Origin of the sequence: Streptomyces sp. NPDC000229, from assembly GCF_040300825.1 — a bacterium.
In the GTDB taxonomy this organism is placed as follows: Bacteria; Actinomycetota; Actinomycetes; order Streptomycetales; family Streptomycetaceae; genus Streptomyces.
The window spans coordinates 15963-41217 of sequence record NZ_JBEPEL010000044.1; the positions used below are offsets into that span (position 1 = coordinate 15963).

The following is a 25255-nucleotide window of genomic DNA, read 5'->3' on the forward strand; positions in this document are numbered from 1 at the left end:
TGAATGCGGCATATCGGGAGACGAAGCCTGGCGGCGGCAGCGGTCGGGGCGGCGGCGTCGCTGTGGGCTATGGCGGACGCGGGCGCGGCGGCGCGACCTGACCGCGAGAACGGGCAGGACCGCGGGAAGCGGGAGAAGCGGGAGAAGAGGAAGGGCCGGAAGGCCGTCGGCAAGGAGTTCCGCGGGATGTGGCTGGCGACCGTCGCCAACCGCGACTGGCCGTCCAAACCCGGCCTGTCGGCCGAGCAGCAGCGCGCCGAGCTGCTGGCCTTCCTCGACACGGCGGTCGAGCGGCGGCTGAACGCGGTGGTCTTCCAGGTCCGGCCCACCGCCGACGCGCTGTGGCCGTCGCCGTACGAACCGTGGTCGCAGTTCCTCACCGGTGTACAGGGCCGGGACCCGGGCTGGGACCCGCTGGGCACGGCCGTGGCCGAGGCGCACGCGCGCGGCCTGGAGCTGCACGCCTGGTTCAACCCGTACCGGGTGGCCAACCACACGGATCCGGCGAGGCTCGCCGAGGGGCATCCCGCCCGCGTCCACCCGGACTGGGTGCTTCCGTACGGCGGGAAGCTCTACTACAACCCGGGGCTGCCCCAGGTGCGGAGCTTCGTGCAGGACGCGATGCTCGACGCCGTACGCCGCTACGACATCGACGCCGTCCACTTCGACGACTACTTCTACCCGTACCCCGTCGCCGGCCAGACCTTCGCCGACGACGACACCTACGCCGCGCACGGTGAGGGGTTCCCGGACAAGGCCGCCTGGCGGCGCGACAACATCGACCGGCTGGTGCGGGAGATGTCCGAGCGGATCCGGGAGATCGACAAGGACGTACGGTTCGGGATCAGCCCGTTCGGCGTGTGGCGGAACAGCGCCACCGACCCGCTCGGCTCCGACACCCGGGCGGGCGTGCAGACGTACGACCATCTGCACGCGGACACCCGCAAGTGGGTGAAGGAGCGCTGGATCGACTACGTGGTGCCGCAGCTCTACTGGCACATCGGCTTCGCCGCCGCCGACTACGCCAAGCTGGTGCCGTGGTGGGACGACGTGGCGCGCGGCACGGACGTCGAGCTGTACGTGGGGGAGGCGCTGTACAAGGCGGGCGACCCCGCCCAGCCCGCCGCCTGGCAGGATCCGGCCGAGCTGTCACGTCACCTCACCCTGGCCGGTGAGTACCCGAGGGTGCGCGGTCATGTCTTCTTCTCGGCCAAGGAGGTCGTGACGGACCGCATCGGGGCGATGGCCAGAGTGGTGGCCGATCACTACCCGACGCCGGCCCGGCCGCCGGGCTAGCGGGCACGGGCCGGACCGGCTCGGCTAGCTGGGCTCCTTGTGGCGTACGACGCTGTCGGGGCCCGGGGACATCACGGCTTCGTGTCCGTCGTCGTTGAAGCGGACGCGGTAGGGGGGTGTTCCGTCCGGCCCGAGCACTTCGAGGACCTCGGCGGTCCTGTCGTGCTGGCCCACGACCCTGCCGTGCACCAGCAATGTGTCGCCCACAGTCGCGTGCATCGAGTGACCTCCTCGCGACGGTTTGCCCTGTTTGTCGTTCCGTATGGGGAGTCTACGTCGGCAGGTGTGGTCCGTGTCACCCGGAGGAAGCCGGCCGGGTGTCCGGTCGTTGACGGCGCAACCAGCGTGGCACGGACCACTGACAACCGGCCCCCGCCCTGCCAGAGTCCGATCATGGACGAGACGACGACAGGCCTGGACGCGTACGAGATCTCCACCGACGCGGCCCGCCTCGACCGGGCCCGTATCCACCACTGGCTCTCCACCGACGCGTACTGGGCGATCGGCCGCAGCCGCGACAAGCAGGACCGCGCCATCGACGGATCGCTCAACTTCGGCGCGTACGAAGTCTCCTCGGGCGAACTGGTCGCCTACGCCCGCGCCGTCACCGACCACGCGACCTTCGCCTGGCTCTGCGACGTCTACGTCGACCGCCCGGCCCGCGGAAAGGGCCTGGGCACCGCGCTGGTCGAGACGGTCCGCGACCACTTCGCCCCGCTCGGGATCAAGCGCATCATGCTCGCCACACACGACGCCCACGGCGTGTACGAGAAGATCGGCTTCCAGCCGCTGGACGTGCCGGAGCACTGGATGGCGCTCCGGTTCCCGTAGCCCCCGGCCCACCGGCTAGCCTGGGCGCACAATGAACCGTTTGACCACGTCATGGGGCGCGTACGAGCTCGCCCGCTTCCCCGAGGACCCGCGCGACCCGCTGCGTGCCTGGGACGCCTCCGACGAGTACCTGCTGCGGCACCTGACGGAGTCCGCCCCTCCCGTCACCGGCACCGCGGTCGTGGTCGGTGACCGGTGGGGCGCCCTGGCCACCTCGCTCGCCGGGCACCGCCCCGGACAGGTCGTCCAGATCACCGACTCCTTCCTCGCCCGCGAGGCCACCCGCGCCAATCTCGCCCGCAACGGCGTCGACGAGGCCTCCGTACAGCTGCTGACGACGCGGGACACCCCACCGGAGCGCATCGACCTGCTGCTGGTCCGCGTCCCCAAGAGCCTCGCGCTCCTGGAGGACCAGCTGCACCGCCTCGCCCCCGCCGTGCACCCCGGGACCGTCGTCGTCGGCACCGGCATGGTCAAGGAGATCCACACCTCCACGCTGGCGCTCTTCGAGCGGATCATCGGCCCGACCCGCACGTCCCTGGCGGTGAAGAAGGCCCGGCTCATCTTCTGTACGCCGGACCCCTCCCTGCCGCGCACCGCCAGCCCCTGGCCGCACCGCTACACCCTGCCCGACGACGCCCCGGCCCCCGTCGCCGGCCGGACCGTCGTCAACCACGCCGGCATCTTCTGCGCCGACCGCCTCGACATCGGCACGCGGTTCTTCCTCCAGCACCTGCCGCGCGGGCTCGGCGACGCCCGGGTCGTCGACCTCGGCTGCGGCAACGGCGTGGTGGGCCTCGCCGTGGCACTGGCCGAGCCCGCCGCGCGGCTGCTCTTCACCGACGAGTCCTACCAGGCCGTGGCGTCGGCCGAGGAGACATTCCGGGCGGGGGCCGCGCCCGGCGCCGCGGCGGAGTTCCTGGTGGGCGACGGGCTCGCCGGCGTACCTGCCGACTCCGTCGACCTGGTGCTCAACAACCCGCCCTTCCACAGCCACCAGGCGATGACCGACCTGACGGCCCGCCGGATGTTCTCCGGCGCCCGCCGGGCACTGCGCAGCGGTGGCGAACTGTGGGTCGTCGGCAACCGGCACCTCGGCTACCACGTGACGCTGCGCCGGATCTTCGGCAACTCCGAGGTCGTCGCGAGCGGCCCGAAGTTCGTCGTCCTGAGGGCCGTGAAGAAGTAGGCGCCGGGTGCTCCAGGGGGCGCCCGCACAGTGGCGTCAATCCGCCCGACGGGCGGACGGGATCTTACGGACAGACCTGGGCACTGTCCGGCGGATCATGTGACTTTCCGACCGGTAGCTTGTTGGTTGAGTCATGGGTCGGGTGGATCTGACGCATCGTTAGTGGTCGCTGCCGGAGCCGCATTTACCGCCTCCAGGTGGCCGAGGCGGCCGGTGGAACGACCACCGCACGGTGCTCAACGGGATCCTGTTCCGGATCCGCACCGGTGTGCCGTGGCGTGATCCGCCGGAACGCTACGGCTGCTGGAAGACCGTCTACGAGCGACATACCCGTCCCGACCGGGACCACCCGCGCCGCTACGAGGACCAGGAGACCTGGCAGGGCGGCTGGGAGCTCGACAAAAGGGGGACGGCTGAGCCCGAAGGCGGCCCCGCCCGTCCAAGAAGCTGATCACCACTCCAACCCGAAACCGCCCCCCTCGACGACTATCACCAGCCCTGATTCAGGTTTGTGCGACCCGCATGGTGATCTCGGCGATGCGCTCCGCGGAGAGGTCGGGCGGCAGGACCGGCTGGACGAGGTGGCTGACCGTCAGGCGCACCACCGTCTCGACAGCCAAGCCCCGCGAGTGGGCGTCGATCTCGGGCCAGACCTCCGCCACGTGAGCCGTGAGCATGCTGATGGCGGTGTCCAGGAGGGGCTCGGAGCGGGTCGTCAAGTGGGTGAGCAGATCCTCGTCACCGCCCCGGCTGCCGGTCAGGATGGCTTTGAGCAATGGATTGTCGGCCGCCGTGCGCAGGGTGTACCCGATGGCGGCTGTGATGGCGGCCCGCATGTCGCGGGGGTGCGCCAGGAGTTGGTCCTGTATGCCGGTGAGAAAGCGCTCCACCTCACGCATCACCAGCGCCTGGCCGATGGCCGCCTTGGAGCCGTACTCGGTGTAGACGGTCTGCCGGCTCACTCCGGCGGTGGTGGCGATATGGGTCATCTTCAGCCGGTCCCAGCCCTCGGCCGCGACCCGCTCGTAGGCGGCGTCCAGGATCCGTTCCTTGAGCATGGAGCGGACCGACTCTCGATAGCGCGTCATCTCGGTCCTCATCCTAACGAGCAGTGCCCGACACCTTGACGATCCAGTGCAGGACTGTCTAGTTTCTGGACAGTTCACAGTCCAAGTGTCCAATGGAGGTGGGGCATGGCAGGGACCTCGTATCCGCTCGGAGCACCGGCTTCGCACGTGACGTGGCGAGACGGCAAGCGCTACCTGTGGTTGCTCGGACTGGTGCTGCCCGCCTTTCCGTTCGCGGCGTGGGGGCTTGCGGCGGTCACGGGGCACGGCTACTTCTGGTGGCTTCTGCCGCCGGTCGTCTTCGGCGTGATTCCGCTGCTGGACCTGCTGGTCGGCAAGGACTCCAACAATCCGCCCGACAGTGTCCTCGCCTGGCTGGAATCGGACCGGTACTACCGCTGGTGCACCTACCTGTTCCTGCCCCTCCAGTACGCCGGGCTGGTGCTGGCCTGCTGGCTGTGGTCCGGCGGCGGTCTGTCGGCCACGGACAAGGCGGGGCTGACCGTCACCATCGGCATCGTCGCCGGATTCGGCATCAACACCGCGCATGAACTGGGCCACAAGAAGGACGGGCTGGAACGCCTGCTGGCACGGATCGCCCTCGCCCAGACCTGCTACGGGCACTTCTACATCGAGCACAACCGCGGCCACCATGTTCGGGTCGCCACCCCCGAGGACCCCGCGAGCTCCCGCCTGGGCCAGTCCTTCTGGCGATTCCTGCCCCGCTCGGTGTACGGAAGCGCCCGCTCGGGCTGGCACCTGGAGAAGCAGCGGCTCGGCCGGCTGGGCAAGAGCCCGTGGAACCCGCACAACGACGTGCTCGGCGCGTGGGCGATGTCAGCGGTCCTTTTCACCGCGCTCACCGCCGCGTTCGGGGTCGAGGTGCTGCCGTACCTGGCGGTCCAGGCGGTCATCGGCTTCTGCCTGCTGGAGGTCGTCAACTACCTCGAGCACTACGGGCTACTGCGGCAGAAGACCCCCTCGGGCCGCTACGAGCGCTGCACCCCGCAGCACAGCTGGAACAGCGACGACATCGCCTCCAACGTCTTCCTCTACCACCTGCAGCGGCACAGTGACCACCACGCCAACCCCACCCGCCGCTACCAGGCCCTGCGACACTTCGAGGAGTCTCCGCAACTGCCCACCGGTTACGCGGGGATGATCCTGCTCGCCGTCGTGCCGCCGCTGTGGCGGCGTGTGATGGACCCGCGGGTCCTCGGCCACTACGACGGCGACGTCACCCGGGCCAACATCCACCCCCGCGCCCGGGGCAAGGTCCTCGCCCGCCACGGGGGCCGCTGATGAGCCGCTATCTGTGCCCTGTCTGCGGCTACGTGTACGAGGAACGTGCCGGTGCGCCGCGCGAGGGATTCCCCGCCGGCACGGCCTGGGCGGACGTGCCCGACGACTGGCCCTGCCCGGACTGCGGGGTCCGCGAGAAGATCGACTTCGAGGAGCTGGCATGAAGGTCTGGGAATGCCTGGTGTGCGGTTTCGTCTACGACGAGGCGCAGGGCTGGCCCGACGAAGGCATCGCGCCCGGCACCCGCTGGGAGGACATCCCGGACGACTGGTCCTGCCCCGACTGCGGGGCCGCCAAGGCCGACTTCCAGATGGTCGAGGCGTCCCGTGCCTGAGACCACGCCCCGCACCATCGCCGTGGTCGGCACCGGAATCGCCGGCGCGACCGCAGCACTCACCCTGCGCCAGGAAGGCTTCGACGGCCGCGTCCTCCTGGTCGGTGAGGACCCCCACCCCCCGTACCGGCGTCCACCGCTGTCCAAGGACCTCACCAAGTGGGACCTGACGCCCGAGCGGCTCCGCCTGAAGCCGCCGACGGCCTGGCAGGAACTGGATATCGAACTGCTCACCGGCACGAAGGTCACGAGCATCGCCGACGGCACCCTGGAATGCTCCGACGGAAGCCGGCTGCCGTACGACAGACTCCTGCTGGCGACCGGAGGACGCGCCCGCTCCCTGCCGTACGCCGCCGGGCACGACCATGTGCACACCCTGCGCGGCCTCAGCGACGTCCCCGCTCTCCGCGCCGACCTGGACTCCGGCGGCCCGCTGCTGGTCATCGGCGCGGGACTGGTCGGCCTGGAGGTCGCCGCGAGCGCCCGGTCGAAGGGAATCGACGTCACCGTCCTGGAGGCCGGTCCCGAGCCCTTGCGCCGGGTCCTGCCCGCCCCGCTGCGCCGTGCCGTCCTGGAGCTTCACCGGGCCCACGGGACCGAGGTGCACACCGGGGTCACGCTCACACGACTCGCCCCGCAGGACGGCATGCTCGTGGCAACCGCCCGGGACGGAAGGAGCTGGCACGCGTCCACGGTGCTGGTCGCCGTCGGCATGCGGCCCGACGTCGAACTGGCCGCCCGGGCGGGCCTGGACGTGGGTGACGGCATACTCGTCGACGCCTTGGGCGCTTCCAGCGATCCGCGCATCTTCGCGGCAGGGGACGTGGCTCTCTGTCCCGACCCGATCCTTGGACGACGGGTGCGCGTGGAGCAGTGGAACCACGCCCAGCATCAGGCCGCCGCAGTGGCGAGGAACATGCTCGGCGCCGGTACACCCTTCAGCGCGGTGCCCTGGTCGTGGACCGAGCAGTACGACGTCATGCTGCAGATCGCCGGTCAATTCGCCGACGCCGACTCCCTGACGGTGCAGGGCGACATCGCCGGTTTCGACTTCGCCGCTCTGGCGACCGCGAACGGACTCCCCGTGGGAGCCGTGGCGGCCGGCAGACCCCACGACTTCCGCGCCCTGCGGGCCGTCCTCGACCACGTGGACGACAGCGCGTCCCCAGCCGCCGGGCACCCATCGGCGGTCACGCTTCTCACGGACGGACAGACGACGTGCCACGCCCTCGGCGACACGCCCGCCCTTCAGGTCGGCGAGTGCGGGAGATGATCCCGCGTGGCCCACGGCGCCGTGTTTCCAGCTCGGTGTCGACGTCACCGGCGGCCGGGCCATCGACACGGTGGTGGACGCCCTCGTCACGGCTCAGTGGGCCGAACCGCGGCCCGACACGCGGCATCGCGTCATCCACGGCGACTTCGTTTCCGCGGCCGCTTCACGTCGTGCGCCCACGAAAACAGCCGAGCCGACCCGCCCGAGCTGAGAAAGCAGAAGAAATAGCAGGTCAGGTGCCTTTTTCGGCAGGCTCAAGAATCGCCACGCACTCCACATGCGAGGTCATCGCAAACATGTAGAGACAAAACAGGTTGAAGGAAACAGCAGGTCAGCGGCGCGCTAGAGGCAAAACGGACGCGAGATCGTGGTGGTCGCCACCGGCCGCCTCGGCCACCTGGAGGCGGTAAATGCGGCTCCAGCAGCGACCACTAGCGATGCGTCGGATCCACCCGACCCATGACTCAGCCAACGAGCGGCCGGTCGGAAAGTCACATGATCCGCCGGACAGACCTAGTCCCGCAGACGGGACCCGCACCGCCCGCAGAAGCGCACGTCGGAGTCGTCGGGGGCGAGCCGGCCGCACTCGGGGCACACCCGGCCGAGCACGCAGGCGGCCTCGCCGCCCTCCGGCTCGCCGGCCCTCGGCACGGCGGCCGTACGGATGGACAGCCCCGGCCTGCGGCGGTGCACCGTCAGATACGTCAGCCCCTCCGGCCCGGCCGCCATACCGCGCCGGGCGCCGCGCGGCAGCCACACCAGGCACCCCGCCTCCACGGGCCGGTCACCGTCCTCGGTGTCGAGCCGCCCGGCGCCGTCGACGACGCACAGCAGGACGTCCAGGTCCGGCTCGACGTGCGCGGTGACCCGGCCGCCGGCGGCCAGGCGCACCACATTGGCGTCGAGTTGCCGCCCCTCCTGGGCCAGCCGCCACAGCGCGCCGCTCCGGTCGGCAGGCACCTCCCGCGTCACGTCCGACATCCGGGCGAGCACGCCGGCCACCGGGTTCGCTGCCACCCTTTCTCCTCCTGATGTCCGCCAGATAGTTGAAGAAGCGGATATTACCGGCCGATTGGGCTCCTCAAGGGTCGACGTGGTGCCCGCCCGGCGCCCGGTGGTGGCCGCCAGGCCGTCCCTGGTGGCGTCCGCCCCGCTCGTCCCGGTGTGCGCGCTCACGGGTGTGGGGCCCGGCACGGTGTTCCGGGCCGCGGCGGGGACCGTCGCCGCGGTCCTGATCGACCGCCGGGACGTCCGGCGAGGCCACCGCCGGCGTGCGATGCTGGTGGGCATGACCCTGGAGGACCTGGTACGGCTGCGCCGCGCGCGCGACGTGATGGACCGCGACTACGCGCAGCCGCTGGACGTTCCGGCGCTGGCGAAGGTCGCCCTCATGTCGGCCGGGCACTTCTCCCGCAGCTTCCGCGCCGCCTTCGGGGAGACGCCCTACAGCTATCTGATGACCCGCCGTGTCGAGCGGGCGAAGGCGCTGCTGCGACGGGGCGACATGAGCGTGACCGAGGTCTGCTTCGCGGTCGGATGCACCTCGCTGGGGTCGTTCAGCTCACGCTTCACCGAGCTGGTCGGCGAGAGCCCCAGCGCCTACCGTGCCCGCCGTCACGAGGCCGGCGCCGCGATCCCGGCGTGCGTCGCCAAGATCTACACACGACCGGTCAGGATCGGAGAAGCAGAATCCGCCGCGTCCTCGTAGCGTCGACGACATGGACATCAAGCTCTCACAGTGCTTCATCGCAGTCGACGACCATGACAAGGCGCTCGCCTTCTACCGAGACGTCCTCGGCCTGGAGGTGCGCAACGACGTAGGGTTCGAGGGGATGCGCTGGGTGACCGTCGGGTCGCCCGCGCAGCCGGACGTGGAGATCGTCCTGGAACCGCCGCTCGCCGACCCCAACGCCTCTCCGGCCGACCGGCAGGCGATGGCGGAACTGCTGGCCAAGGGCCTTCTGCGGGGCGTGATCTTCTCGGCCGACGACGTCGACGCCACCTTCGAACGCGTCCGGGCCTCCGGCGCGGAGGTGTTGCAGGAGCCGATGGACCAGCCGTACGGCGTTCGCGACTGCGCCTTCCGCGACCCGGCCGGAAACATGCTCCGCTTCAACCAGCCCCGCAAGCGATAAGGACCGCCGGTGCCAGGGGCCCATGCCCCATGAGGCCCTCGCGCCCGGCCCCGAGCCGGTGCGCACGGCCGCTTGCCGGCCCCGCCACGTCTCGGCCGGGGCGCCCTGCGGACGAGGTCGCCGGAGAATCCGGACGTCCTGTGCGGCGCCGGTCTGATAATCGAGCCACGCGACGCCGAGGGGGGCCGCGCAGGCGGCCCCGCCCAACGGATGGAGACACGATGAGCACGCCCAAGAGGGCCAAGAGAGCTGACGTAGAGTCACCCGCGGTGCACATGGCCGACAGCCACGGCCTGATCCGCGTGCACGGCGCGCGCGAGAACAACCTCAAGGACGTCAGCATCGAGATCCCGAAGCGCCGCCTGACGGTGTTCACCGGGGTGTCCGGCTCGGGCAAGAGCTCGCTGGTCTTCGACACGATCGCCGCCGAGTCGCAGCGGCTGATCAACGAGACGTACAGCGCCTTCGTACAGGGCTTCATGCCGACGCTGGCGCGGCCCGACGTCGACGTACTCGACGGGCTGACCACCGCGATCATCGTCGACCAGCAGCGGATGGGCGCCGACCCCCGCTCCACGGTCGGCACCGCCACCGACGCCAACGCGATGCTGCGCATCCTCTTCAGCCGGCTCGGGAAGCCGCACATCGGCCCGCCCGGCGCGTACTCCTTCAACGTCGCCTCGGTGCAGGCGAGCGGCGGGTTCCGGGTCGACCGCGGGGCCGACAAGACCAGGACCGAGAAGGTGACGTTCAGCCGCACCGGCGGCATGTGCACGCGCTGCGAGGGCCGCGGCACGGTCTCCGACATCGACCTCACTCAGCTCTACGACGACTCCAAGTCCATCGCCGAGGGCGCGTTCACCATCCCGGGCTGGAGATCGGACAACGTGTGGACCGTGGGGATCTACGCCGAGTCCGGCTTCCTCGATCCCAACAAGCCGATCCGCCGGTTCACCAAGAAGGAGATGCAGGACTTCCTCTATCGCGAGCCGACCAAGGTGAAGGTCAACGGCGTCAACCTCACCTACGAAGGACTGATCCCCAAGATCCAGAAGTCGTTCCTCTCCAAGGACAAGGAGGCGATGCAGCCGCACATCCGGGCTTTCGTGGAGCGGGCGGTCACCTTCACCGTCTGCCCCGAGTGCGACGGCACCCGCCTCACCGAGGCCGCCCGGTCGTCGAAGATCGGCAAGGTCAGCATCGCCGACGCCTGCGCGATGGAGATCAGGGACCTGGCCGAGTGGGTCCGCGGTCTCGACGAGCCCTCCGTGGCGCCGCTGCTCACCGCGCTGCGGCAGACCCTCGACTCGTTCGTGGAGATCGGCCTCGGCTACCTCTCGCTCAACCGGTCCTCGGGCACGCTGTCCGGCGGCGAGGCGCAGCGCGTCAAGATGATCCGCCACCTCGGCTCCTCGCTCACCGACGTCACGTACGTCTTCGACGAACCGACCGTCGGCCTCCACCCGCACGACATCCAGCGGATGAACAACCTGCTGCTGAGGCTGCGCGACAAGGGCAACACCGTGCTCGTCGTGGAGCACAAGCCGGAGACGATCGCGATCGCCGACCACGTCGTGGACCTCGGCCCCGGCGCCGGTACGGCAGGGGGCACGGTCTGCTTCGAGGGCACCGTCGAGGAGCTGCGCGCCGGCGACACCGTCACCGGCCGCCACCTCGACGACCGGGCCGCCCTCAAGGAGACCGTCCGCAAGCCCACCGGCACGCTGGAGATCCGCGGCGCGACGGCGAACAACCTCCAGGACGTCGACGTGGACATCCCGCTCGGGGTGCTCACCGTCGTCACCGGCGTCGCCGGCTCCGGCAAGAGCTCGCTCGTGCACGGGTCGCTGCCACACCGGGCGGGGGCCGCCGGCGAGGGTGTCGTGTCGGTCGACCAGACGCCGATCCGCGGCTCACGGCGGAGCAATCCGGCGACGTACACCGGACTGCTCGACCCGATCCGCAAGGCCTTCGCCAAGGCCAACGGTGTGAAGTCGGCGCTCTTCAGTGCCAACTCCGAGGGCGCCTGCCCCACCTGCAACGGTGCCGGAGTCATCTACACCGACCTGGCGATGATGGCCGGTGTCGCCACGACCTGCGAGGAGTGCGAGGGGAAGCGTTTCCAGGCCTCCGTCCTGGACTACCACCTCGGCGGCCGTGACATCAGTGAGGTGCTCGCGATGTCGGTGGCCGAGGCCGAGCGGTTCTTCGGTGAGGGCGAGGGGCGGACACCGGCCGCGCACAAGATCCTGGACAGGCTCGCCGACGTCGGGCTCGGCTACCTCACGCTGGGCCAGCCGCTGACCACGCTCTCCGGCGGCGAGCGGCAGCGGCTGAAGCTGGCCACGCACATGACCGAGAAGGGCGGCGTCTACGTCCTCGACGAGCCGACCACCGGCCTCCACCTCGCCGACGTCGAGCAGCTCCTCGGCCTGCTGGACCGGCTGGTCGACTCCGGCAAGTCGGTCATCGTCATCGAGCACCACCAGGCGGTCATGGCGCACGCCGACTGGATCATCGACCTCGGCCCCGGCGCCGGCCACGACGGTGGCCGCATCGTCTTCGAGGGCACCCCCGCCGAGCTCGTCGCGGCCCGCTCCACCCTCACCGGCGAGCACCTCGCCGCCTACACCGGCTCCTGACCGACGCCCCTCGCGGGCAGGCGTGGCCCCACGGGGGCTGCGCCTGTCCGCGAGGGCTTTGCATAAAACTGCATGGTTGCGTATAGTCATGCCATCGATGAGGAGGGTCCGATGGCAGTACGAGCAGCAGTGGCAGGCGCGAGCGGATACGCGGGCGGAGAGGTACTCCGTCTGCTCCTCGGCCACCCGCGGGTCGAGATCGGCGCCCTGACCGGCCACTCCAACGCCGGCCAGAAGCTCGGCACGCTGCAGCCCCACCTGCTGCCGCTCGCCGACCGGGTCCTGGAGCCGACCACCCCCGAGGCCCTCGCCGGCCACGACGTCGTCTTCCTCGCCCTGCCGCACGGCCAGTCCGCCGCCGTCGCCGAGCAGCTCGGCGACGGCGTCCTGGTCATCGACATGGGCGCCGACTTCCGGCTCAAGGACCCCGCCGACTGGGAGAAGTTCTACGGCTCCGACCACGCCGGCACCTGGCCCTACGGCCTCCCCGAGCTGCCGGGCGCCCGTGCCGCGCTGGAGGGGGCCAAGCGCATCGCGGTGCCCGGCTGCTACCCCACCGCCGTGTCGCTCGCGCTCTTCCCCGCGTACGCGGGCGGCCTCGCCGAGCCGGAGGCGGTGATCGTCGCCGCCACCGGCACCTCCGGCGCGGGCAAGGCCCTGAAGCCGCACCTGCTCGGCTCCGAGGTCATGGGCTCCATGAGCCCGTACGGCGTGGGCGGCGGCCACCGCCACACCCCCGAGATGATGCAGAACCTCGGCGCGGTCGCCGGCGAGCCGGTCACCGTCTCCTTCACCCCGACCCTCGCCCCCATGGCGCGCGGCATCCTCGCCACGTGCAGCGCCAAGGCCAAGCCGGGCACCACGGCCGAGGACGTCCGCGCCGCCTACGCCAAGGCGTACGCCGACGAGCCGTTCGTCCACCTCCTCCCCGAGGGCCAGTGGCCGGCCACGGCGTCCGTCTACGGTTCCAACGCCGTCTCGGTGCAGGTCGCGTACGACGAGGTGGCGGGCCGCATCATCGCCATCAGCGCCATCGACAACCTGACGAAGGGCACCGCCGGTGGCGCGGTCCAGAGCATGAACATCGCCCTCGGGCTCCCCGAGGACACGGGTCTTTCCACGATCGGGGTCGCACCGTGAGCGACGACCGCGCAGCCGCCGGGCCGCCGAAGACGACGATTGCCGCGCCTCTGCTCCCCCTGCCTTCGGCGGGTGGGACCGCCGGCGCGGTCGGAAAAGCGAATGGAGAAGCACAGTGAGCGTCACGGCAGCAAAGGGATTCGCGGCCGCGGGCATCGCCGCCGGGATCAAGTCGAACGGCAACCCGGACCTGGCCCTCGTGGTCAACAACGGGCCCCGCCGTGCCGCCGCGGGCGTCTTCACCTCCAACCGTGTCAAGGCCGCGCCCGTCCTGTGGTCCGAGCAGGTCCTGAAGACCGGCGAGCTGACCGCGGTCGTCCTCAACTCCGGCGGCGCCAACGCCTGCACCGGCCCCAAGGGCTTCCAGGACACCCACGCCACCGCCGAGAAGGTGGCGGAGGTCCTGGAGATCGGCGCGGGCGAGGTCGCCGTCGCCTCCACCGGCCTCATCGGCGTACTGCTGCCCATGGACAAGCTCCTGCCCGGCGTCGAGAAGGCCGCGAAGGAGCTCTCCGAACACGGCGGCGAGAAGGCCGCCATCGCGATCAAGACCACCGACACCGTCCACAAGACGTCCGTGGTGACCAAGGACGGCTGGACCGTCGGCGGCATGGCCAAGGGCGCGGGCATGCTCGCCCCCGGCCTGGCCACCATGCTCGTCGTCCTCACCACCGACGCCGACGTCGACGCCCCGACCCTCGACAAGGCGCTGCGGGACGCCACCCGCGTCACCTTCGACCGGGTCGACTCCGACGGCTGCATGTCCACCAACGACACCGTCCTGCTCCTGGCCTCCGGCGCGTCCGGCACGACGCCCGCGTACGCCGACTTCGCCGAAGCCGTGACGAAGGTCTGCGACGACCTCGGCCGCCAGCTCATCGGCGACGCCGAAGGCGCGTCCAAGGACATCCGCGTCGAGGTGATCAACGCGGCGAGCGAGGACGACGCCGTCGAGGTCGGGCGTTCCATCGCCCGCAACAACCTCCTCAAGTGCGCCATCCACGGCGAGGACCCCAACTGGGGCCGTGTCCTGTCCGCCATCGGCACCACCAAGGCCGCCTTCGAGCCCGACCGGCTCAATGTCGCCATCAACGGCGTCTGGGTCTGCCGAGGCGGCTCGGTCGGCGAGGACCGCGACCTCGTCGACATGCGGTACCGCGAAGTGAAGATCACCGCCGACCTGGCGGCGGGCTCCGAGTCGGCGGTCATCTGGACCAACGACCTCACCGCCGACTACGTCCACGAGAACAGCGCGTACAGCTCATGAGCACGACACGCAAGCACACCGCCCTGCCCAAGGCACAGATCCTCATCGAGGCGCTGCCGTGGCTGACGCGTCATCACGGCAAGACCGTCGTCATCAAGTTCGGCGGCAACGCCATGGTCGACGAGGAGCTGAAGGCCGCCTTCGCCCAGGACGTCGTCTTCCTCCGCCACGCCGGCCTCAAGCCGGTCGTGGTGCACGGCGGCGGCCCGCAAATCAGCGCGGCACTGGACCGGCACGGCATCGTCAGCGAGTTCAGGGCGGGTCTCAGGGTCACCACCGAGGACGCGATGGACGTCGTACGGATGGTGCTCGCCGGACAGGTCCAGCGCGAGCTCGTGGGGCTGCTGAACCAGCACGGCCCGTTCGCCGTCGGGATGACCGGCGAGGACGCGCACACCATCACCGCCACCAGGCACCGGCCGCGCATCGAGGGCGAGCTCGTCGACATCGGCCGGGTCGGTGAGATCACCTCGATCGACACCGGTGCCATCCAGGCACTGCTGGACAACGGCCGCATCCCGGTCGTCTCCTCGATCGCCCGCTCCCAGGACGACGGACATGTCTACAACGTCAATGCTGATACGGCGGCTGCGGCACTCGCTGCGGCGCTGGGCGCCGAGACCCTGATGGTCCTGACCGACGTCGAGGGCCTCTACGAGGACTGGCCCCACAGCGACGAGGTCATCAGCCGCCTCACCGCCTCCGAGCTGGAGAAACTGCTGCCCGAGCTCTCCAGCGGCATGGTCCCCAAGATGGAGGGCTGCCTGCACGCCGTACGCAACGGCGTCACCACCGCACGCGTGATCGACGGGCGGGTGCAGCACTCGATCCTGCTGGAGATCTTCACCGACGAGGGCATCGGCACGATGGTCGTGCCGGACGGACAGGGGGAGTCATGACCGGCAACGAGCACCTGACCCAGCGGTGGCAGGGCGCGCTCATGGACAACTACGGCACGCCCCGCCTCCCTCTCGTACGCGGCGAGGGCGCCAAGGTCTGGGACGCGGACGGCACCGAGTACCTCGACTTCGTCGGTGGCATCGCCGTCAACGCCCTCGGCCACGCGCACCCCGCCGTCGTCGAGGCGGTGTCGCGGCAGGTCGCCTCCCTCGGCCACGTCTCCAACCTCTTCGTCGCCGAGCCGCCGGTCGCCCTCGCCGAGCGGCTGCTCCAGCTCTTCGGCCGCCCCGGGCGGGTCTTCTTCTGCAACTCCGGCGCCGAGGCCAACGAAGCGGCCTTCAAGATCGGGCGGCTGACCGGCCGGACGCACATGGTGGCCACGACCGGCGGCTTCCACGGCCGGACGATGGGTTCCCTCGCGCTCACCGGCCAGCCCGGCAAGCAGGAGCCGTTCCTGCCGCTGCCCGGGGACGTCACCCACGTACCGTACGGAGACGTCGACGCGCTCCGTTCCGCCGTGACCGAGCAGACCGCGTTCGTCATCATCGAGCCCATCCAGGGCGAGAACGGCGTCGTCGTCCCACCGGCCGGCTACCTGAAGGCCGCCCGCGAGATCACCCGCGCCACCGGCACGCTCCTCGTCCTCGACGAGGTGCAGACCGGCGTCGGGCGGTGCGGCCACTGGTTCGAGCACCAGGCGCACGGCGTCGAGCCGGACATCGTCACGCTCGCCAAGGGCCTGGGCGGCGGCCTGCCCATCGGCGCGACCGTCGCCTTCGGCCCGGTGGCCGAGCTGCTGAAGCCCGGCCACCACGGCACGACCTTCGGCGGGAACCCCGTCGCGTGCGCCGCCGGGCTGGCCGTACTGGACACCCTCGCCGCCGGTTCGGCGCTCGACGAGGTCAAGCGTCTGGGCGAGAAGCTGCGGGACGGGATCGAGGGCCTGAACCACCCGCTGGTCTCCCACGTCCGTGGTGCGGGCCTGCTGCTGGGTATCGTGCTCACCGAGCCCCTCGCGCCCCAGGTGCAGCAGGCGGCTCAGGACGCCGGCCTCCTGGTGAACGCGCCCGCCCCCGATGTCGTACGGCTCATGCCGCCGCTGGTCATCGGCGACGACGAAGTGGACGCCTTCCTCCGGGCCGTGCCCGGCGTCCTCAGCAGCGTGCACGGGGAAGGACGATCCGGAGAATGAGACGACGATGACCGACGCGCAGGACCTTGAGCACGGAGGCCCGTCCGTTCCGCAGACCCGCACCGCACGCCACCGCCGGATCGTGGACATCCTCAACCGGCAGCCGGTGCGTTCCCAGAGCCAGCTGGCGAAGCTCCTCGCCGACGACGGGCTGAGCGTCACCCAGGCGACGCTCTCCCGGGACCTCGACGAGCTGGGCGCGGTGAAGATCCGCAACACGGGTGGCGAACTGATCTACGCCGTGCCCAGCGAGGGCGGCTTCCGCACCCCGCAGGCGCCGCTCGGCGAATCGGCCAAGGAGGAGCGGATGCGGCGCCTCTCGGCCGAGCTGCTGATCTCCGCCGAGGCCTCCGCCAACCTGGTCGTGCTGCGGACGCCGCCGGGCGCCGCCCAGTTTCTCGCGTCGGCCATCGACCAGGCCGAACTGCACGCCATCCTCGGCACCATCGCGGGCGACGACACCCTGCTGCTCATCTCCCGCGACCCGGCGGGCGGCCAGGCCCTCGCGGACCACTTGCTGCGGCTGGCGCAGAAGGAGCGGTAGTACGGAGTGGAGCGGTCGTCGCGGAGTGGAGCGGTGCTCACGAGGCTGAGCGCCGCTCCCTCGGGTGAGCACCGCTCTCTGGTCTGAGCACCGCTCTCCGGTCTGAGCGGTGCTTCCTCATGACCGGACCCGGACGATCGCCGTCCGCCCGCCCCCGTCACCGCTCGTACCGATGGCGATGTGCGGCCGTCGCGCGGGCTTCGCCCACGCCAGGATCCGCCGCATCGCGCCCGCCGGTACGGCCACACAACCGGCCGTCGCCCCGCGCCCCTTGACGTGCAGGAAGATCCCCGCGCCGCGCCCGCGCACCGGGCGGTCGTAGTTGAAACCGATCACCAGGCCGTGCGCGTACCGACTGCCGTAGGCGACCAGGTGTTCCGCCTCCTTCGCCCGGCAGTCCGAGGGCAGGCCCTCCACCCAGCGGTTGTACGCGCGGGAGCGGTTGTCCTGGCACCACCAGGAGTCACGCGTCACCCGCCGGTAGGGGAAGGCCGTGCCCGCGGGTGCGGCGTCGATGCCGAAGGCGTACGGCAGGGGGTAGAGGCCCGTCGGTGTGGTCGACGTGCCCTGGCGGCGTCGGGCCCCCTCCACCAGACCGTTCGCCCCGAACCGTGCCGCCGCGGACCCCGCCCGCACCCATCGCCCGCCACGCCGGTCCCACCACGTCACCGTCCCGGTGGTGGACCCTGCCCGCGGCGCCTCGGCCGTGATCAGCTGCGTACCGCCGCCCGTGTCGGCCATCCGCGCGGGCAGTGGTTCGCCGTCCGCGGGCGCGGTGGGGGCCAGCAGGAGCACGGATGCGAGGACGAGACCGAGGCGCATGCCCCGGACCGTACGCACCCCGCCGGCCCGACGCTCCCCGGGCGCGGCCGAACAGGGGTCAGGAGGTGTCCGTGCGCGACGGCAGCGGCAGCGGAAGGGCCGGCAGCCCGTCCAGGCTCACCCCGACGTGGTCCTTCTTCTCGCAGTACGCGGCGAACTCCTCGTCCGTCTTGCGGCCGAAGTGCTCGGCGTGCTGGGTGCGCTCCTCGCGGTAGTCCATGAACGGGACGGCGAAGCCGCACGCGTCACTGACCCGCTGGGCGTGGACGACGACGACGGCGCGGGCCGCCGGGCCGTCGACCTCCTTGAAGTACGGGATGTACTCCGCCCACCGCGGATCGTCCCGGAAGATCGCCTCGCCCTTCCCGTGCACCCGCAGCACCTTGGGCGGACCGCTGAACGCGCACCACATCAGCGTGATCCGGCCGTTGCCCTCCTCGCGGAGATGGGCGACGGTCTCGGCGCCGCTGCCGCCGAAGTCGAGGTAGGCCAGCGTCAGCTCGTCGATGACGACCAGGGTGCCCTTGCGCCCCTTCGGCGAGACGTTGACGTGCCCGTCGCCCGTCAGCGGGGCGGAGGCGGTGAAGAAGACCGGCTGCTGCTCGATGAAGTCCCGTATCCGTCCGTCGATGCGTTCGTATCTCTGTCCCATGGGCGGCATTATCGCCGCGTGTCTCCAAGTGACCGCTGGACAAAGGCCGTTCCGACCCCCTGGACGCGGGCGCCGCCTCTCCGCCGTCCCGTGTGCCGCCCTGCGGGGAGCGGCCACGCGGGGGTGCCGTCCTGCCCGGCCGGACCTCCGGGGGAGCGCGTTGACAAAACATACGGCGCTCTGCATAGTTATACCTGTCAGTGAATGCACCGTAAGGAGAAACCCGTGACCGAGCGCGTCGTACTCGCCTACTCGGGCGGACTGGACACCTCCGTCGCCATCGGTTGGATCGCCGAGGAGACGGGTGCCGAGGTCATCGCCGTCGCCGTGGACGTCGGCCAGGGCGGCGAGGACCTGGACGTCATCCGCAAGCGCGCGCTCGCCTGCGGTGCGGTCGAGGCCGAGGTCGCGGACGCCAGGGACGAGTTCGCCGACGAGTACTGCCTCCCGGCGATCAAGGCCAACGCCCTGTACATGGACCGTTACCCGCTGGTCTCGGCGCTCTCCCGGCCCGCGATCGTCAAGCACCTGGTCGCCGCCGCCAGGAAGCACAACGCCTCGATCGTCGCCCACGGCTGCACCGGCAAGGGCAACGACCAGGTCCGCTTCGAGGCCGGCATCCAGGCGCTCGGTCCCGACCTGAAGTGCATCGCTCCGGTCCGTGACTACGCGATGACCCGCGACAAGGCCATCGCCTTCGCCGAGAAGGCCGAGCTGCCGATCGCGACCACCAAGAAGTCCCCGTACTCCATCGACCAGAACGTCTTCGGGCGGGCCGTCGAGACCGGTTTCCTCGAGGACATCTGGAACGCGCCGATCGAGGACATCTACGAGTACACCTCCAACCCGGCCACCCCGCGTGAGGCCGACGAGGTCGTCATCACCTTCAAGAAGGGCGTCCCGGTCGCCATCGACGGCAAGCCCGTCACCGTCCTCCAGGCCATCCAGCAGCTCAACGAGCGCGCCGGAGCCCAGGGCATCGGCCGGATCGACATGGTCGAGGACCGTCTCGTCGGCATCAAGTCCCGCGAGGTCTACGAGGCCCCCGGCGCGATCGCCCTGATCACCGCCCACCAGGAGCTGGAGAACGTCACCGTCGAGCGCGAGCTGGCCCGCTACAAGCGGCAGGTCGAGCAGCGCTGGGGCGAGCTGGTCTACGACGGCCTGTGGTTCTCGCCGCTCAAGCGGGCCCTGGACGGCTTCATCAACGAGGCCAACCAGCACGTCTCCGGCGACATCCGGATGACCCTGCACGGCGGCCGCGCCGTCGTCACCGGCCGGAAGTCGGACGAGTCGCTGTACGACTTCAACCTGGCGACGTACGACTCGGGCGACACCTTCGACCAGTCGAAGGCGCAGGGCTTCATCGACATCTTCGCGCTGTCGTCGAAGATCGCCGCCAAGCGTGACCTGGCCTGACACCGACTCGTTCGACAGCCGCCTCCCCGTTCCCCGTGGGCGGGGAGGCGTCGTACTTCCACAGCCGTGAGGAGCTTGAAGCAGTGAGCAGCAACAACGGTGACGTCCGGCTCTGGGGCGGCCGGTTCGCCGACGGTCCCGCCGAGGCGCTGGCCAAGCTGTCGGCGTCGGTGCACTTCGACTGGCGCCTCGCGCCGTACGACATCGCCGGCTCCCGCGCCCACGCCCGCGTGCTCCACAAGGCCGGGCTGCTCACCGCCGACGAGCTGACGCGCATGCTGGCAGGCCTCGACCAGCTGGAGGCGGATGTCGCGGACGGCTCCTTCACCGGCACCATCGCCGACGAGGACGTCCACACCGCCCTGGAGCGCGGTCTGCTGGAGCGGCTCGGCCCCGACCTCGGCGGCAAGCTGCGGGCCGGACGGTCCCGCAACGACCAGGTCGCCACGCTGTTCCGGATGTACCTGCGCGACCACGCCCGGATCATCGGCGGTCTCCTCGCCGACCTCCAGGACGCCCTCGTGGGCCTCGCCGAGGCGCACCCGGACGTCGCCATGCCGGGGCGTACGCACCTCCAGCACGCCCAGCCGGTGCTCTTCGCCCACCATGTGCTCGCACACGTCCAGTCCCTGTCCCGGGACGCGGAGCGGCTGCGCCAGTGGGACAAGCGGACGGCGGTCTCCCCGTACGGCTCCGGCGCCCTGGCCGGCTCGTCCCTCGGGCTCGACCCGGAGGCAGTCGCCAAGGACCTGGGCTTCGAGAACGGCAGCGCGGGCAACTCGATCGACGGCACGGCCTCCCGCGACTTCGTCGCCGAGTTCGCGTTCATCACCGCGATGATCGGCGTGAACCTCTCCCGGATCGCCGAGGAGGTCATCATCTGGAACACGAAGGAGTTCTCCTTCGTGACCCTGCACGACGCCTTCTCCACCGGCTCGTCGATCATGCCGCAGAAGAAGAACCCGGACATCGCCGAGCTCGCGCGCGGCAAGTCCGGCCGCCTCATCGGCAACCTGACCGGTCTCATGGCGACCCTCAAGGCCCTGCCGCTCGCCTACAACCGCGACCTCCAGGAGGACAAGGAGCCGGTCTTCGACTCCTGCGACCAGCTGGAGGTACTGCTGCCGGCCTTCACCGGCATGATGGCCACGCTCACGGTCAACCGGGAGCGGATGGAGGAGCTCGCCCCGGCCGGCTTCTCCCTCGCGACGGACATCGCGGAGTGGCTGGTCAAGCAGGGCGTGCCGTTCCGGGTGGCGCACGAGGTCGCGGGCGAGTGCGTCAAGGAGTGCGAGGCGCACGGCGTCGAGCTGGACCAGCTCACCGACGAGCAGTTCGCCAAGATCTCCGAGCACCTCACCCCCGAGGTGCGGACGGTCCTGAACGTCCCGGGCGCCCTCGCCTCCCGCGACGGCCGGGGCGGCACGGCCCCCTCCGCCGTCGCCACGCAGCTCTCCGAGGTCAAGGCCGACCTGGTGATCCAGCGCGCCTGGGCCACCGCCAAGCAGTAACCCTCAGCAGGTCACAGCGCCGCCGCCCAGTCCGCGAGCGCGTCGAAGTCCGGCCGCGTCAGGCCGATTCGCTCATCGACGTGCACCAGCAGGGCGGCGGCGAGGTGTTCCCGCTCGACGTACTCGCGGTCGTACGCCGTGATGTCGTCGTCGACCCAGGCGAACGGCCGTCCCGCCGCGTACTGAAGGATGTACTGCGTCTTCCAGAAGGTCCCGAGAGGGGCCTTTCCGTGCATCTGGGGCCAGTCGATGTACGGCAGCTCGGGCAGCCCGAGGTGCGGCCCTATCCAGTCGTTTGCCTCGCCCTTCCAGGTCGTCGCCCAGACCAGCTCGTAGTGGCGCGCCAGCGCCCGGAGCTCCTCGCCGTGCGCCGGGTTGAGCCACACCCGCAGCGGCTTCCCGTCCGTCCAGCCCGTCGGGCGCATCCGGTGGGTGCCGTACCCCTCCGGTCTGCGCTGGGCCTTCGCTGCGTACGGATTGAGCGGACCATCCACGTCGATGAGCAGGAGCGGCTTCATGCGCCTCAGCATCCTGTTCCTTCCCTCGTGAGTCGATCGGATTTCGAATGAGACATTGATGTCTCACATGGGCTATGGTTGTCTCATGACAGTCGACCGTGAGCAGGTGCTGCGCACCGCTGCCGCCCTCCTCTCCCGCAAGGCGACCGCCACCATGGACGAGGTCGCCCGCGCCGCAGGCATCGGCCGCGCGACCCTCCACCGGCACTTCGCCGGGCGGGACGCGCTGGTCAGGGCGCTGGAGGCGCTCGGCATCCAGGAGTTCGAGGCGGCCATCGAGGCCGCCCGCTTCGACGACGGCACCGCCGAGGAGGCGCTGCGCCGGCTCATCGCCGGGCTGGAGCCGGTCGCCGGACTGCTCGCGTTCCTGGTCACCGAGAACCAGCTCTTCGAGGGCGACCAGATGAACGAGGGCTGGGCGCGCCTCGATGCCCGTGTCGCCGCGCTCTTCCGGCGCGGCCAGGAGCAGGGCGAGTTCCGGATCGACCTCACACCCGCCTGGCTCACCGAGGCGCTCTACGGCCTCATCGGCACCTGTGCCTGGGCCGTGCAGGACGGGCGGGTCGCCGGCAAGGACTTCCAGTACATGATCGCCGAGTTGCTGCTCGGCGGAGCACGCAGGAGCGTGGAGAAATGACCCGTACCGATCAACTGACCAAGGAATCGGAGGTTCTGCCCCGCCCGGGCCGGTGGCTGGCACTCGCCGTACTGGTCCTGGCCGTGCTGCTGGTGGCGGTCGACGCCACCGTACTGGGCCTGGCGACCCCGTTCCTCAGCGAGGACCTCAAGCCGACCGGCACGCAGCTGCTGTGGATCGGCGACGTCTACTCGTTCGTCATCGCCGGACTGCTCGTCTCCATGGGCAGCCTCGGCGACCGCATCGGCCGCAAGAAGCTGCTCCTGATCGGCGCCGCCGCCTTCGGTGCCGTCTCCGTGCTCAACGCGTACGCCACCACCCCCGAGATGATGATCGCCGCCCGTGCGCTGCTCGGCGTCGCCGGCGCGACCCTGATGCCGTCCACCCTGGCGCTCATCCGCAACCTCTTCCACGACCCGCGCGAGCGCAGCCTCGCCATCGGCATCTGGGGCGCCATGGCTTCGGCCGGCGCCGCGGTGGGACCGGTCGTCGGCGGGTTCCTGCTGGAGCACTACTGGTGGGGCTCGGTCTTCCTGATCAACCTGCCGGTGATGGTCGTCCTCGTCCTCGTCGGCATCAAGTACATCCCCGAGTCGAAGAACCCGGCGCCCGGCCCCTGGGACCTGCTGAGCGTCGTCCTCTCTCTCGTCGGCATGATCGGCGTCGTGTACGCGGTCAAGGAGGCCGCCGCGCACGGACTGCGCCTCGACATGGCCGTCGCGGCCGTCATCGGCGTGGGCGCGCTGACCTGGTTCGTACGCAGGCAGCTCCGCCTCGACGCGCCGCTGCTCGACATGCGGCTGTTCCACCACCGGGGCTTCTCCGGGGCGGTGCTCGCCGACCTGCTCACCATCCTGGGTCTGTCCGGGCTCGTGTTCTTCCTCTCCCAGTTCCTCCAACTGGTCCAGGGACGTCACCCCCTGGAGGCGGGCCTCGCCGAACTGCCCGCCGCCATCGGCGCGGTGACGGCCGGTCTGATCGCCGGTGTCGTCGCCCGCCGGTTCTCGGTGCGGTCCGTGGTGTCGGGCGGCCTCGCCGCGGTGGGCCTGGCGCTCGCCGTGCTGACGCTGCTCGACCGGTCCACCGGCTACCCGCTGCTCGGCGCGTCCCTGCTGGTCGTCGGCATCGGCGCGGGCTTCGCGTTCACCGTGACCGCCGACGTGATCCTGTCGAGCGTCCCCCGCGAACAGGCGGGCGCCGCATCGGCGGTGTCCGAGACGGCGTACGAACTCGGCGCGGCGCTCGGCATCGCGCTCCTCGGCTCCATCGTGACCGGCGTCTACAGCGACTTCGTCACCCCGCAGGGCGTCCCCGCGGCGACCTCCGCGGCGGCGCACGAATCGCTGGGCGGCGCGGTGGAGGCGTCCGCCGGCCTGCCGGACGCGACAGCCGCCGCGCTGGTCACCGCCGCGCAGGACGCCTTCGTCGAGGGCCTGCGCATCGCGGCCGGCGTCGGCGCGGCCGTCCTGCTGGCGACGGCGGTCGCGGCCTGGTTCCTGCTGTGGGGGCAGAAGCTGGAAGAGGGCGTCGAGCACCCGTAGCGGGCCGGCCGCCTGGTGAGGGCCTGCTGAGGCCCGGGCGCCGACTCAGGTCCGGTGGCCTGCCTGCTCAGCTCGGGCGCCTGCTCGGGCCCGGGCGCCGGCTCGGGGGCGGTCGCGCCCGGGCTCGGGAGCCGGTCCGGGGGGCGGTCGGCCCGGGCTCGGGCGTCCACCTCGTGAACGGGCGGCGCCCCGGTGCGGCACCCATGCCGGACCGGGGCGCCGCCCCATGCACGTCCACGCGCTCGAAGAGCGGCTACGCGGCCTTCGCCTTCGTGGCGTACATGTCCACGTACTCCTGCCCGGACAGCCGCATCACCTCGGCCATCACCGAGTCCGTCACCGCCCGCAGGACGTACCGGTCACGGTCCATGCCCTCGTAGCGGGAGAACTCCATCGGCTCGCCGAACCGCACCGTCACCCGGCCCGGGCGGGGCAGACCCGCGCCGCCCGGCTGGAGCTTGTCCGTGCCGATCATCGCGAACGGCACCACCGGCGCACCCGTCATCAGCGTGAGGCGCGCGATCCCGGTGCGGCCGCGGTAGAGGCGGCCGTCGGGGGAGCGGGTGCCCTCCGGGTAGATGCCGAAGACGTTGCCCTCTTCCAGCACGCGGCGCCCCGTCATCAGCGCGGCCACGCCGCCGTTGGCGCCGTCCCGGTCCACCGGGATCATGCCGACGCCCGTGAAGAACCACGCCATGAGCCGGCCCTTGAGGCCCTTGCCCGTGACGTACTCGTCCTTGCCGATGAAGCAGACCTGACGGTCGCACACGATCGGCAGGACGATGGAGTCGATGAACGTCAGGTGGTTGCCCGCCAGGATGACCGGCCCGTCACCGGGGATGTTCTCGGCGCCCTCCACCCGGGGGCGGAACATCAGGCGCATGACCGGGCCGAGCACTGCCTTGATGAGCGCGAAGCGGGACAACGAGTCCTCCGTCGAAGTAGCCGACCACGTACGTGACCAGTATGTGCAGGTGAGGACGATACTCGTGGGTCACACCCGGCCGCACATCGGGTTCACCGAGTCGATACGCAGTGTTGAC

Annotated in this window: 26 protein-coding genes and 2 pseudogenes; 20 read left to right on the plus strand and 8 right to left on the minus strand. The window is 70.8% G+C overall.

Features of this window, described 5'->3' with window-relative positions:
- Nucleotides 1–12 precede the first annotated feature (12 nt).
- Nucleotides 13–1296, plus strand: coding sequence for a glycoside hydrolase family 10 protein (locus ABT360_RS21245; RefSeq protein WP_444852294.1), 1284 nt, complete (start codon nucleotides 13–15; stop codon nucleotides 1294–1296).
- 24 nt (nucleotides 1297–1320) lie between these two features.
- Here the strand turns inward: ABT360_RS21245 and ABT360_RS21250 are convergent, their stop codons facing one another.
- Nucleotides 1321–1515 carry a DUF1918 domain-containing protein gene (locus ABT360_RS21250; RefSeq protein ID WP_351818585.1) on the minus strand — a complete coding sequence of 65 codons (195 nt, stop codon included), beginning with the start codon at nucleotides 1513–1515 and terminating at the stop codon, nucleotides 1321–1323.
- Nucleotides 1516–1689: 174 nt separating this feature from the next.
- Here ABT360_RS21250 and ABT360_RS21255 point away from each other — a divergent pair, with 174 nt between their 5' ends.
- From ABT360_RS21255 to ABT360_RS21265, 3 genes and pseudogenes are all read left to right on the plus strand, one after another.
- A complete protein-coding gene (locus tag ABT360_RS21255; protein WP_351818588.1) occupies nucleotides 1690–2127 on the plus strand; it encodes a GNAT family N-acetyltransferase in 438 nt (145 codons plus the stop codon).
- A gap of 31 nt (nucleotides 2128–2158) precedes the next feature.
- On the plus strand, nucleotides 2159–3316 hold the full coding sequence (locus tag ABT360_RS21260) for a methyltransferase (RefSeq protein ID WP_351818591.1): 1158 nt from the start codon (nucleotides 2159–2161) through the stop codon (nucleotides 3314–3316).
- A 169-nt stretch (nucleotides 3317–3485) separates the two neighbouring features.
- Nucleotides 3486–3662 (plus strand): annotated as a pseudogene (locus ABT360_RS21265) (transposase); the annotation flags it as partial.
- A 157-nt stretch (nucleotides 3663–3819) separates the two neighbouring features.
- Here the strand turns inward: ABT360_RS21265 and ABT360_RS21270 are convergent.
- A complete protein-coding gene (locus ABT360_RS21270; RefSeq protein WP_351818594.1) occupies nucleotides 3820–4404 on the minus strand; it encodes a TetR/AcrR family transcriptional regulator in 585 nt (194 codons plus the stop codon).
- Between the two features lie 105 nt (nucleotides 4405–4509).
- On the opposite strand from ABT360_RS21270, the gene ABT360_RS21275 reads away from it, so the two are divergent.
- From ABT360_RS21275 to ABT360_RS21290, 4 genes are read left to right on the plus strand one after another with little or no spacing between them, the layout of a single operon-like run.
- Nucleotides 4510–5685: an alkane 1-monooxygenase gene (locus ABT360_RS21275; RefSeq protein ID WP_351818597.1), complete on the plus strand. Its 1176-nt coding sequence runs from the start codon at nucleotides 4510–4512 to the stop codon at nucleotides 5683–5685.
- Nucleotides 5685–5849 (plus strand): rubredoxin, encoded by a 165-nt coding sequence (locus ABT360_RS21280; RefSeq protein ID WP_351818600.1) that lies wholly within the window; start codon nucleotides 5685–5687, stop codon nucleotides 5847–5849. The genes ABT360_RS21275 and ABT360_RS21280 overlap by 1 nt, the downstream gene beginning before the upstream one ends.
- A complete protein-coding gene (locus ABT360_RS21285) occupies nucleotides 5846–6019 on the plus strand; it encodes a rubredoxin (RefSeq protein WP_350836015.1) in 174 nt (57 codons plus the stop codon). Before ABT360_RS21280 ends, ABT360_RS21285 begins: the two co-directional genes overlap by 4 nt.
- Nucleotides 6012–7292: an NAD(P)/FAD-dependent oxidoreductase gene (locus ABT360_RS21290; protein WP_351818604.1), complete on the plus strand. Its 1281-nt coding sequence runs from the start codon at nucleotides 6012–6014 to the stop codon at nucleotides 7290–7292. Before ABT360_RS21285 ends, ABT360_RS21290 begins: the two co-directional genes overlap by 8 nt.
- A gap of 356 nt (nucleotides 7293–7648) precedes the next feature.
- Here the strand turns inward: ABT360_RS21290 and ABT360_RS35405 are convergent.
- Together ABT360_RS35405 and ABT360_RS21295 are read right to left on the minus strand one after the other, a co-directional pair.
- Nucleotides 7649–7753 (minus strand): annotated as a pseudogene (locus tag ABT360_RS35405) (IS5/IS1182 family transposase); the annotation flags it as partial.
- Between the two features lie 52 nt (nucleotides 7754–7805).
- Nucleotides 7806–8309: a hypothetical protein gene (locus tag ABT360_RS21295; protein WP_351818607.1), complete on the minus strand. Its 504-nt coding sequence runs from the start codon at nucleotides 8307–8309 to the stop codon at nucleotides 7806–7808.
- 271 nt (nucleotides 8310–8580) lie between these two features.
- Between ABT360_RS21295 and ABT360_RS21300 the strand changes: the two genes are divergently transcribed.
- From ABT360_RS21300 to ABT360_RS21335, 8 genes are all read left to right on the plus strand, one after another.
- Complete coding sequence (locus ABT360_RS21300; RefSeq protein WP_351818702.1) at nucleotides 8581–9000, plus strand: helix-turn-helix transcriptional regulator; 420 nt, start codon at nucleotides 8581–8583, stop codon at nucleotides 8998–9000.
- Nucleotides 9001–9010: 10 nt separating this feature from the next.
- The gene (locus tag ABT360_RS21305) at nucleotides 9011–9427 is read left to right on the plus strand and encodes a VOC family protein (protein WP_351818610.1); all 417 of its coding nucleotides are present in this window, start codon (nucleotides 9011–9013) and stop codon (nucleotides 9425–9427) included.
- A gap of 221 nt (nucleotides 9428–9648) precedes the next feature.
- Nucleotides 9649–12069 carry an excinuclease ABC subunit UvrA gene (locus tag ABT360_RS21310; protein ID WP_351818613.1) on the plus strand — a complete coding sequence of 807 codons (2421 nt, stop codon included), beginning with the start codon at nucleotides 9649–9651 and terminating at the stop codon, nucleotides 12067–12069.
- A gap of 111 nt (nucleotides 12070–12180) precedes the next feature.
- On the plus strand, nucleotides 12181–13209 hold the full coding sequence (argC, locus tag ABT360_RS21315; protein WP_351818616.1) for an N-acetyl-gamma-glutamyl-phosphate reductase: 1029 nt from the start codon (nucleotides 12181–12183) through the stop codon (nucleotides 13207–13209).
- Between the two features lie 115 nt (nucleotides 13210–13324).
- Nucleotides 13325–14476 (plus strand): bifunctional glutamate N-acetyltransferase/amino-acid acetyltransferase ArgJ, encoded by a 1152-nt coding sequence (argJ, locus tag ABT360_RS21320; RefSeq protein WP_351818619.1) that lies wholly within the window; start codon nucleotides 13325–13327, stop codon nucleotides 14474–14476.
- On the plus strand, nucleotides 14473–15375 hold the full coding sequence (argB, locus tag ABT360_RS21325) for an acetylglutamate kinase (RefSeq protein ID WP_351818622.1): 903 nt from the start codon (nucleotides 14473–14475) through the stop codon (nucleotides 15373–15375). The genes argJ and argB overlap by 4 nt, the downstream gene beginning before the upstream one ends.
- Complete coding sequence (locus ABT360_RS21330; RefSeq protein ID WP_351818625.1) at nucleotides 15372–16568, plus strand: acetylornithine transaminase; 1197 nt, start codon at nucleotides 15372–15374, stop codon at nucleotides 16566–16568. The genes argB and ABT360_RS21330 overlap by 4 nt, the downstream gene beginning before the upstream one ends.
- 7 nt (nucleotides 16569–16575) lie before the next feature.
- Complete coding sequence (locus ABT360_RS21335; protein WP_351818628.1) at nucleotides 16576–17112, plus strand: arginine repressor; 537 nt, start codon at nucleotides 16576–16578, stop codon at nucleotides 17110–17112.
- A 117-nt stretch (nucleotides 17113–17229) separates the two neighbouring features.
- Here ABT360_RS21335 and ABT360_RS21340 read toward each other — a convergent pair whose 3' ends face one another.
- Entirely contained in the window at nucleotides 17230–17934 is a 705-nt protein-coding gene (locus tag ABT360_RS21340) for a L,D-transpeptidase family protein (RefSeq protein WP_351818631.1), read from the minus strand.
- Nucleotides 17935–17992: 58 nt separating this feature from the next.
- Nucleotides 17993–18586 (minus strand): pyridoxamine 5'-phosphate oxidase family protein, encoded by a 594-nt coding sequence (locus ABT360_RS21345; RefSeq protein WP_351818634.1) that lies wholly within the window; start codon nucleotides 18584–18586, stop codon nucleotides 17993–17995.
- A gap of 225 nt (nucleotides 18587–18811) precedes the next feature.
- On the opposite strand from ABT360_RS21345, the gene ABT360_RS21350 reads away from it, so the two are divergent.
- Both ABT360_RS21350 and argH read left to right on the plus strand, forming a co-directional pair.
- Entirely contained in the window at nucleotides 18812–20005 is a 1194-nt protein-coding gene (locus ABT360_RS21350) for an argininosuccinate synthase (RefSeq protein ID WP_351818637.1), read from the plus strand.
- An 83-nt stretch (nucleotides 20006–20088) separates the two neighbouring features.
- Nucleotides 20089–21516 (plus strand): argininosuccinate lyase, encoded by a 1428-nt coding sequence (gene argH, locus ABT360_RS21355; RefSeq protein WP_351818640.1) that lies wholly within the window; start codon nucleotides 20089–20091, stop codon nucleotides 21514–21516.
- 11 nt (nucleotides 21517–21527) lie between these two features.
- Here argH and ABT360_RS21360 read toward each other — a convergent pair whose 3' ends face one another.
- Entirely contained in the window at nucleotides 21528–22034 is a 507-nt protein-coding gene (locus tag ABT360_RS21360; protein ID WP_351818643.1) for an HAD domain-containing protein, read from the minus strand.
- 85 nt (nucleotides 22035–22119) lie between these two features.
- Here ABT360_RS21360 and ABT360_RS21365 point away from each other — a divergent pair, with 85 nt between their 5' ends.
- Both ABT360_RS21365 and ABT360_RS21370 read left to right on the plus strand, forming a co-directional pair.
- A complete protein-coding gene (locus tag ABT360_RS21365) occupies nucleotides 22120–22671 on the plus strand; it encodes a TetR/AcrR family transcriptional regulator (RefSeq protein ID WP_351818645.1) in 552 nt (183 codons plus the stop codon).
- Entirely contained in the window at nucleotides 22668–24212 is a 1545-nt protein-coding gene (locus tag ABT360_RS21370) for an MFS transporter (protein ID WP_351818648.1), read from the plus strand. The genes ABT360_RS21365 and ABT360_RS21370 overlap by 4 nt, the downstream gene beginning before the upstream one ends.
- A gap of 253 nt (nucleotides 24213–24465) precedes the next feature.
- Here ABT360_RS21370 and ABT360_RS21375 read toward each other — a convergent pair whose 3' ends face one another.
- Nucleotides 24466–25095: a lysophospholipid acyltransferase family protein gene (locus ABT360_RS21375; RefSeq protein ID WP_351818705.1), complete on the minus strand. Its 630-nt coding sequence runs from the start codon at nucleotides 25093–25095 to the stop codon at nucleotides 24466–24468.
- Between the last annotated feature and the right edge of the window lie 160 nt (nucleotides 25096–25255).

What these genes read in the sequence shown, in the direction of transcription:
- ABT360_RS21250 (WP_351818585.1), bottom strand. Translation starts at nt 1,515, where the DNA reads ATGCACGCGACTGTGGGCGACACATTGCTGGTGCACGGCAGGGTCGTG.
- ABT360_RS21255 (WP_351818588.1), top strand. Translation starts at nt 1,690, where the DNA reads ATGGACGAGACGACGACAGGCCTGGACGCGTACGAGATCTCCACCGAC.
- ABT360_RS21260 (WP_351818591.1), top strand. Translation starts at nt 2,159, where the DNA reads ATGAACCGTTTGACCACGTCATGGGGCGCGTACGAGCTCGCCCGCTTC.
- ABT360_RS21270 (WP_351818594.1), bottom strand. Translation starts at nt 4,404, where the DNA reads ATGACGCGCTATCGAGAGTCGGTCCGCTCCATGCTCAAGGAACGGATC.
- ABT360_RS21275 (WP_351818597.1), top strand. Translation starts at nt 4,510, where the DNA reads ATGGCAGGGACCTCGTATCCGCTCGGAGCACCGGCTTCGCACGTGACG.
- ABT360_RS21280 (WP_351818600.1), top strand. Translation starts at nt 5,685, where the DNA reads ATGAGCCGCTATCTGTGCCCTGTCTGCGGCTACGTGTACGAGGAACGT.
- ABT360_RS21285 (WP_350836015.1), top strand. Translation starts at nt 5,846, where the DNA reads ATGAAGGTCTGGGAATGCCTGGTGTGCGGTTTCGTCTACGACGAGGCG.
- ABT360_RS21300 (WP_351818702.1), top strand. Translation starts at nt 8,581, where the DNA reads ATGACCCTGGAGGACCTGGTACGGCTGCGCCGCGCGCGCGACGTGATG.
- ABT360_RS21305 (WP_351818610.1), top strand. Translation starts at nt 9,011, where the DNA reads ATGGACATCAAGCTCTCACAGTGCTTCATCGCAGTCGACGACCATGAC.
- ABT360_RS21310 (WP_351818613.1), top strand. Translation starts at nt 9,649, where the DNA reads ATGAGCACGCCCAAGAGGGCCAAGAGAGCTGACGTAGAGTCACCCGCG.
- argC (WP_351818616.1), top strand. Translation starts at nt 12,181, where the DNA reads ATGGCAGTACGAGCAGCAGTGGCAGGCGCGAGCGGATACGCGGGCGGA.
- argB (WP_351818622.1), top strand. Translation starts at nt 14,473, where the DNA reads ATGAGCACGACACGCAAGCACACCGCCCTGCCCAAGGCACAGATCCTC.
- ABT360_RS21330 (WP_351818625.1), top strand. Translation starts at nt 15,372, where the DNA reads ATGACCGGCAACGAGCACCTGACCCAGCGGTGGCAGGGCGCGCTCATG.
- ABT360_RS21335 (WP_351818628.1), top strand. Translation starts at nt 16,576, where the DNA reads ATGACCGACGCGCAGGACCTTGAGCACGGAGGCCCGTCCGTTCCGCAG.
- ABT360_RS21340 (WP_351818631.1), bottom strand. Translation starts at nt 17,934, where the DNA reads ATGCGCCTCGGTCTCGTCCTCGCATCCGTGCTCCTGCTGGCCCCCACC.
- ABT360_RS21345 (WP_351818634.1), bottom strand. Translation starts at nt 18,586, where the DNA reads ATGGGACAGAGATACGAACGCATCGACGGACGGATACGGGACTTCATC.
- ABT360_RS21360 (WP_351818643.1), bottom strand. Translation starts at nt 22,034, where the DNA reads ATGAAGCCGCTCCTGCTCATCGACGTGGATGGTCCGCTCAATCCGTAC.
- ABT360_RS21365 (WP_351818645.1), top strand. Translation starts at nt 22,120, where the DNA reads ATGACAGTCGACCGTGAGCAGGTGCTGCGCACCGCTGCCGCCCTCCTC.
- ABT360_RS21370 (WP_351818648.1), top strand. Translation starts at nt 22,668, where the DNA reads ATGACCCGTACCGATCAACTGACCAAGGAATCGGAGGTTCTGCCCCGC.
- ABT360_RS21375 (WP_351818705.1), bottom strand. Translation starts at nt 25,095, where the DNA reads ATGCGCCTGATGTTCCGCCCCCGGGTGGAGGGCGCCGAGAACATCCCC.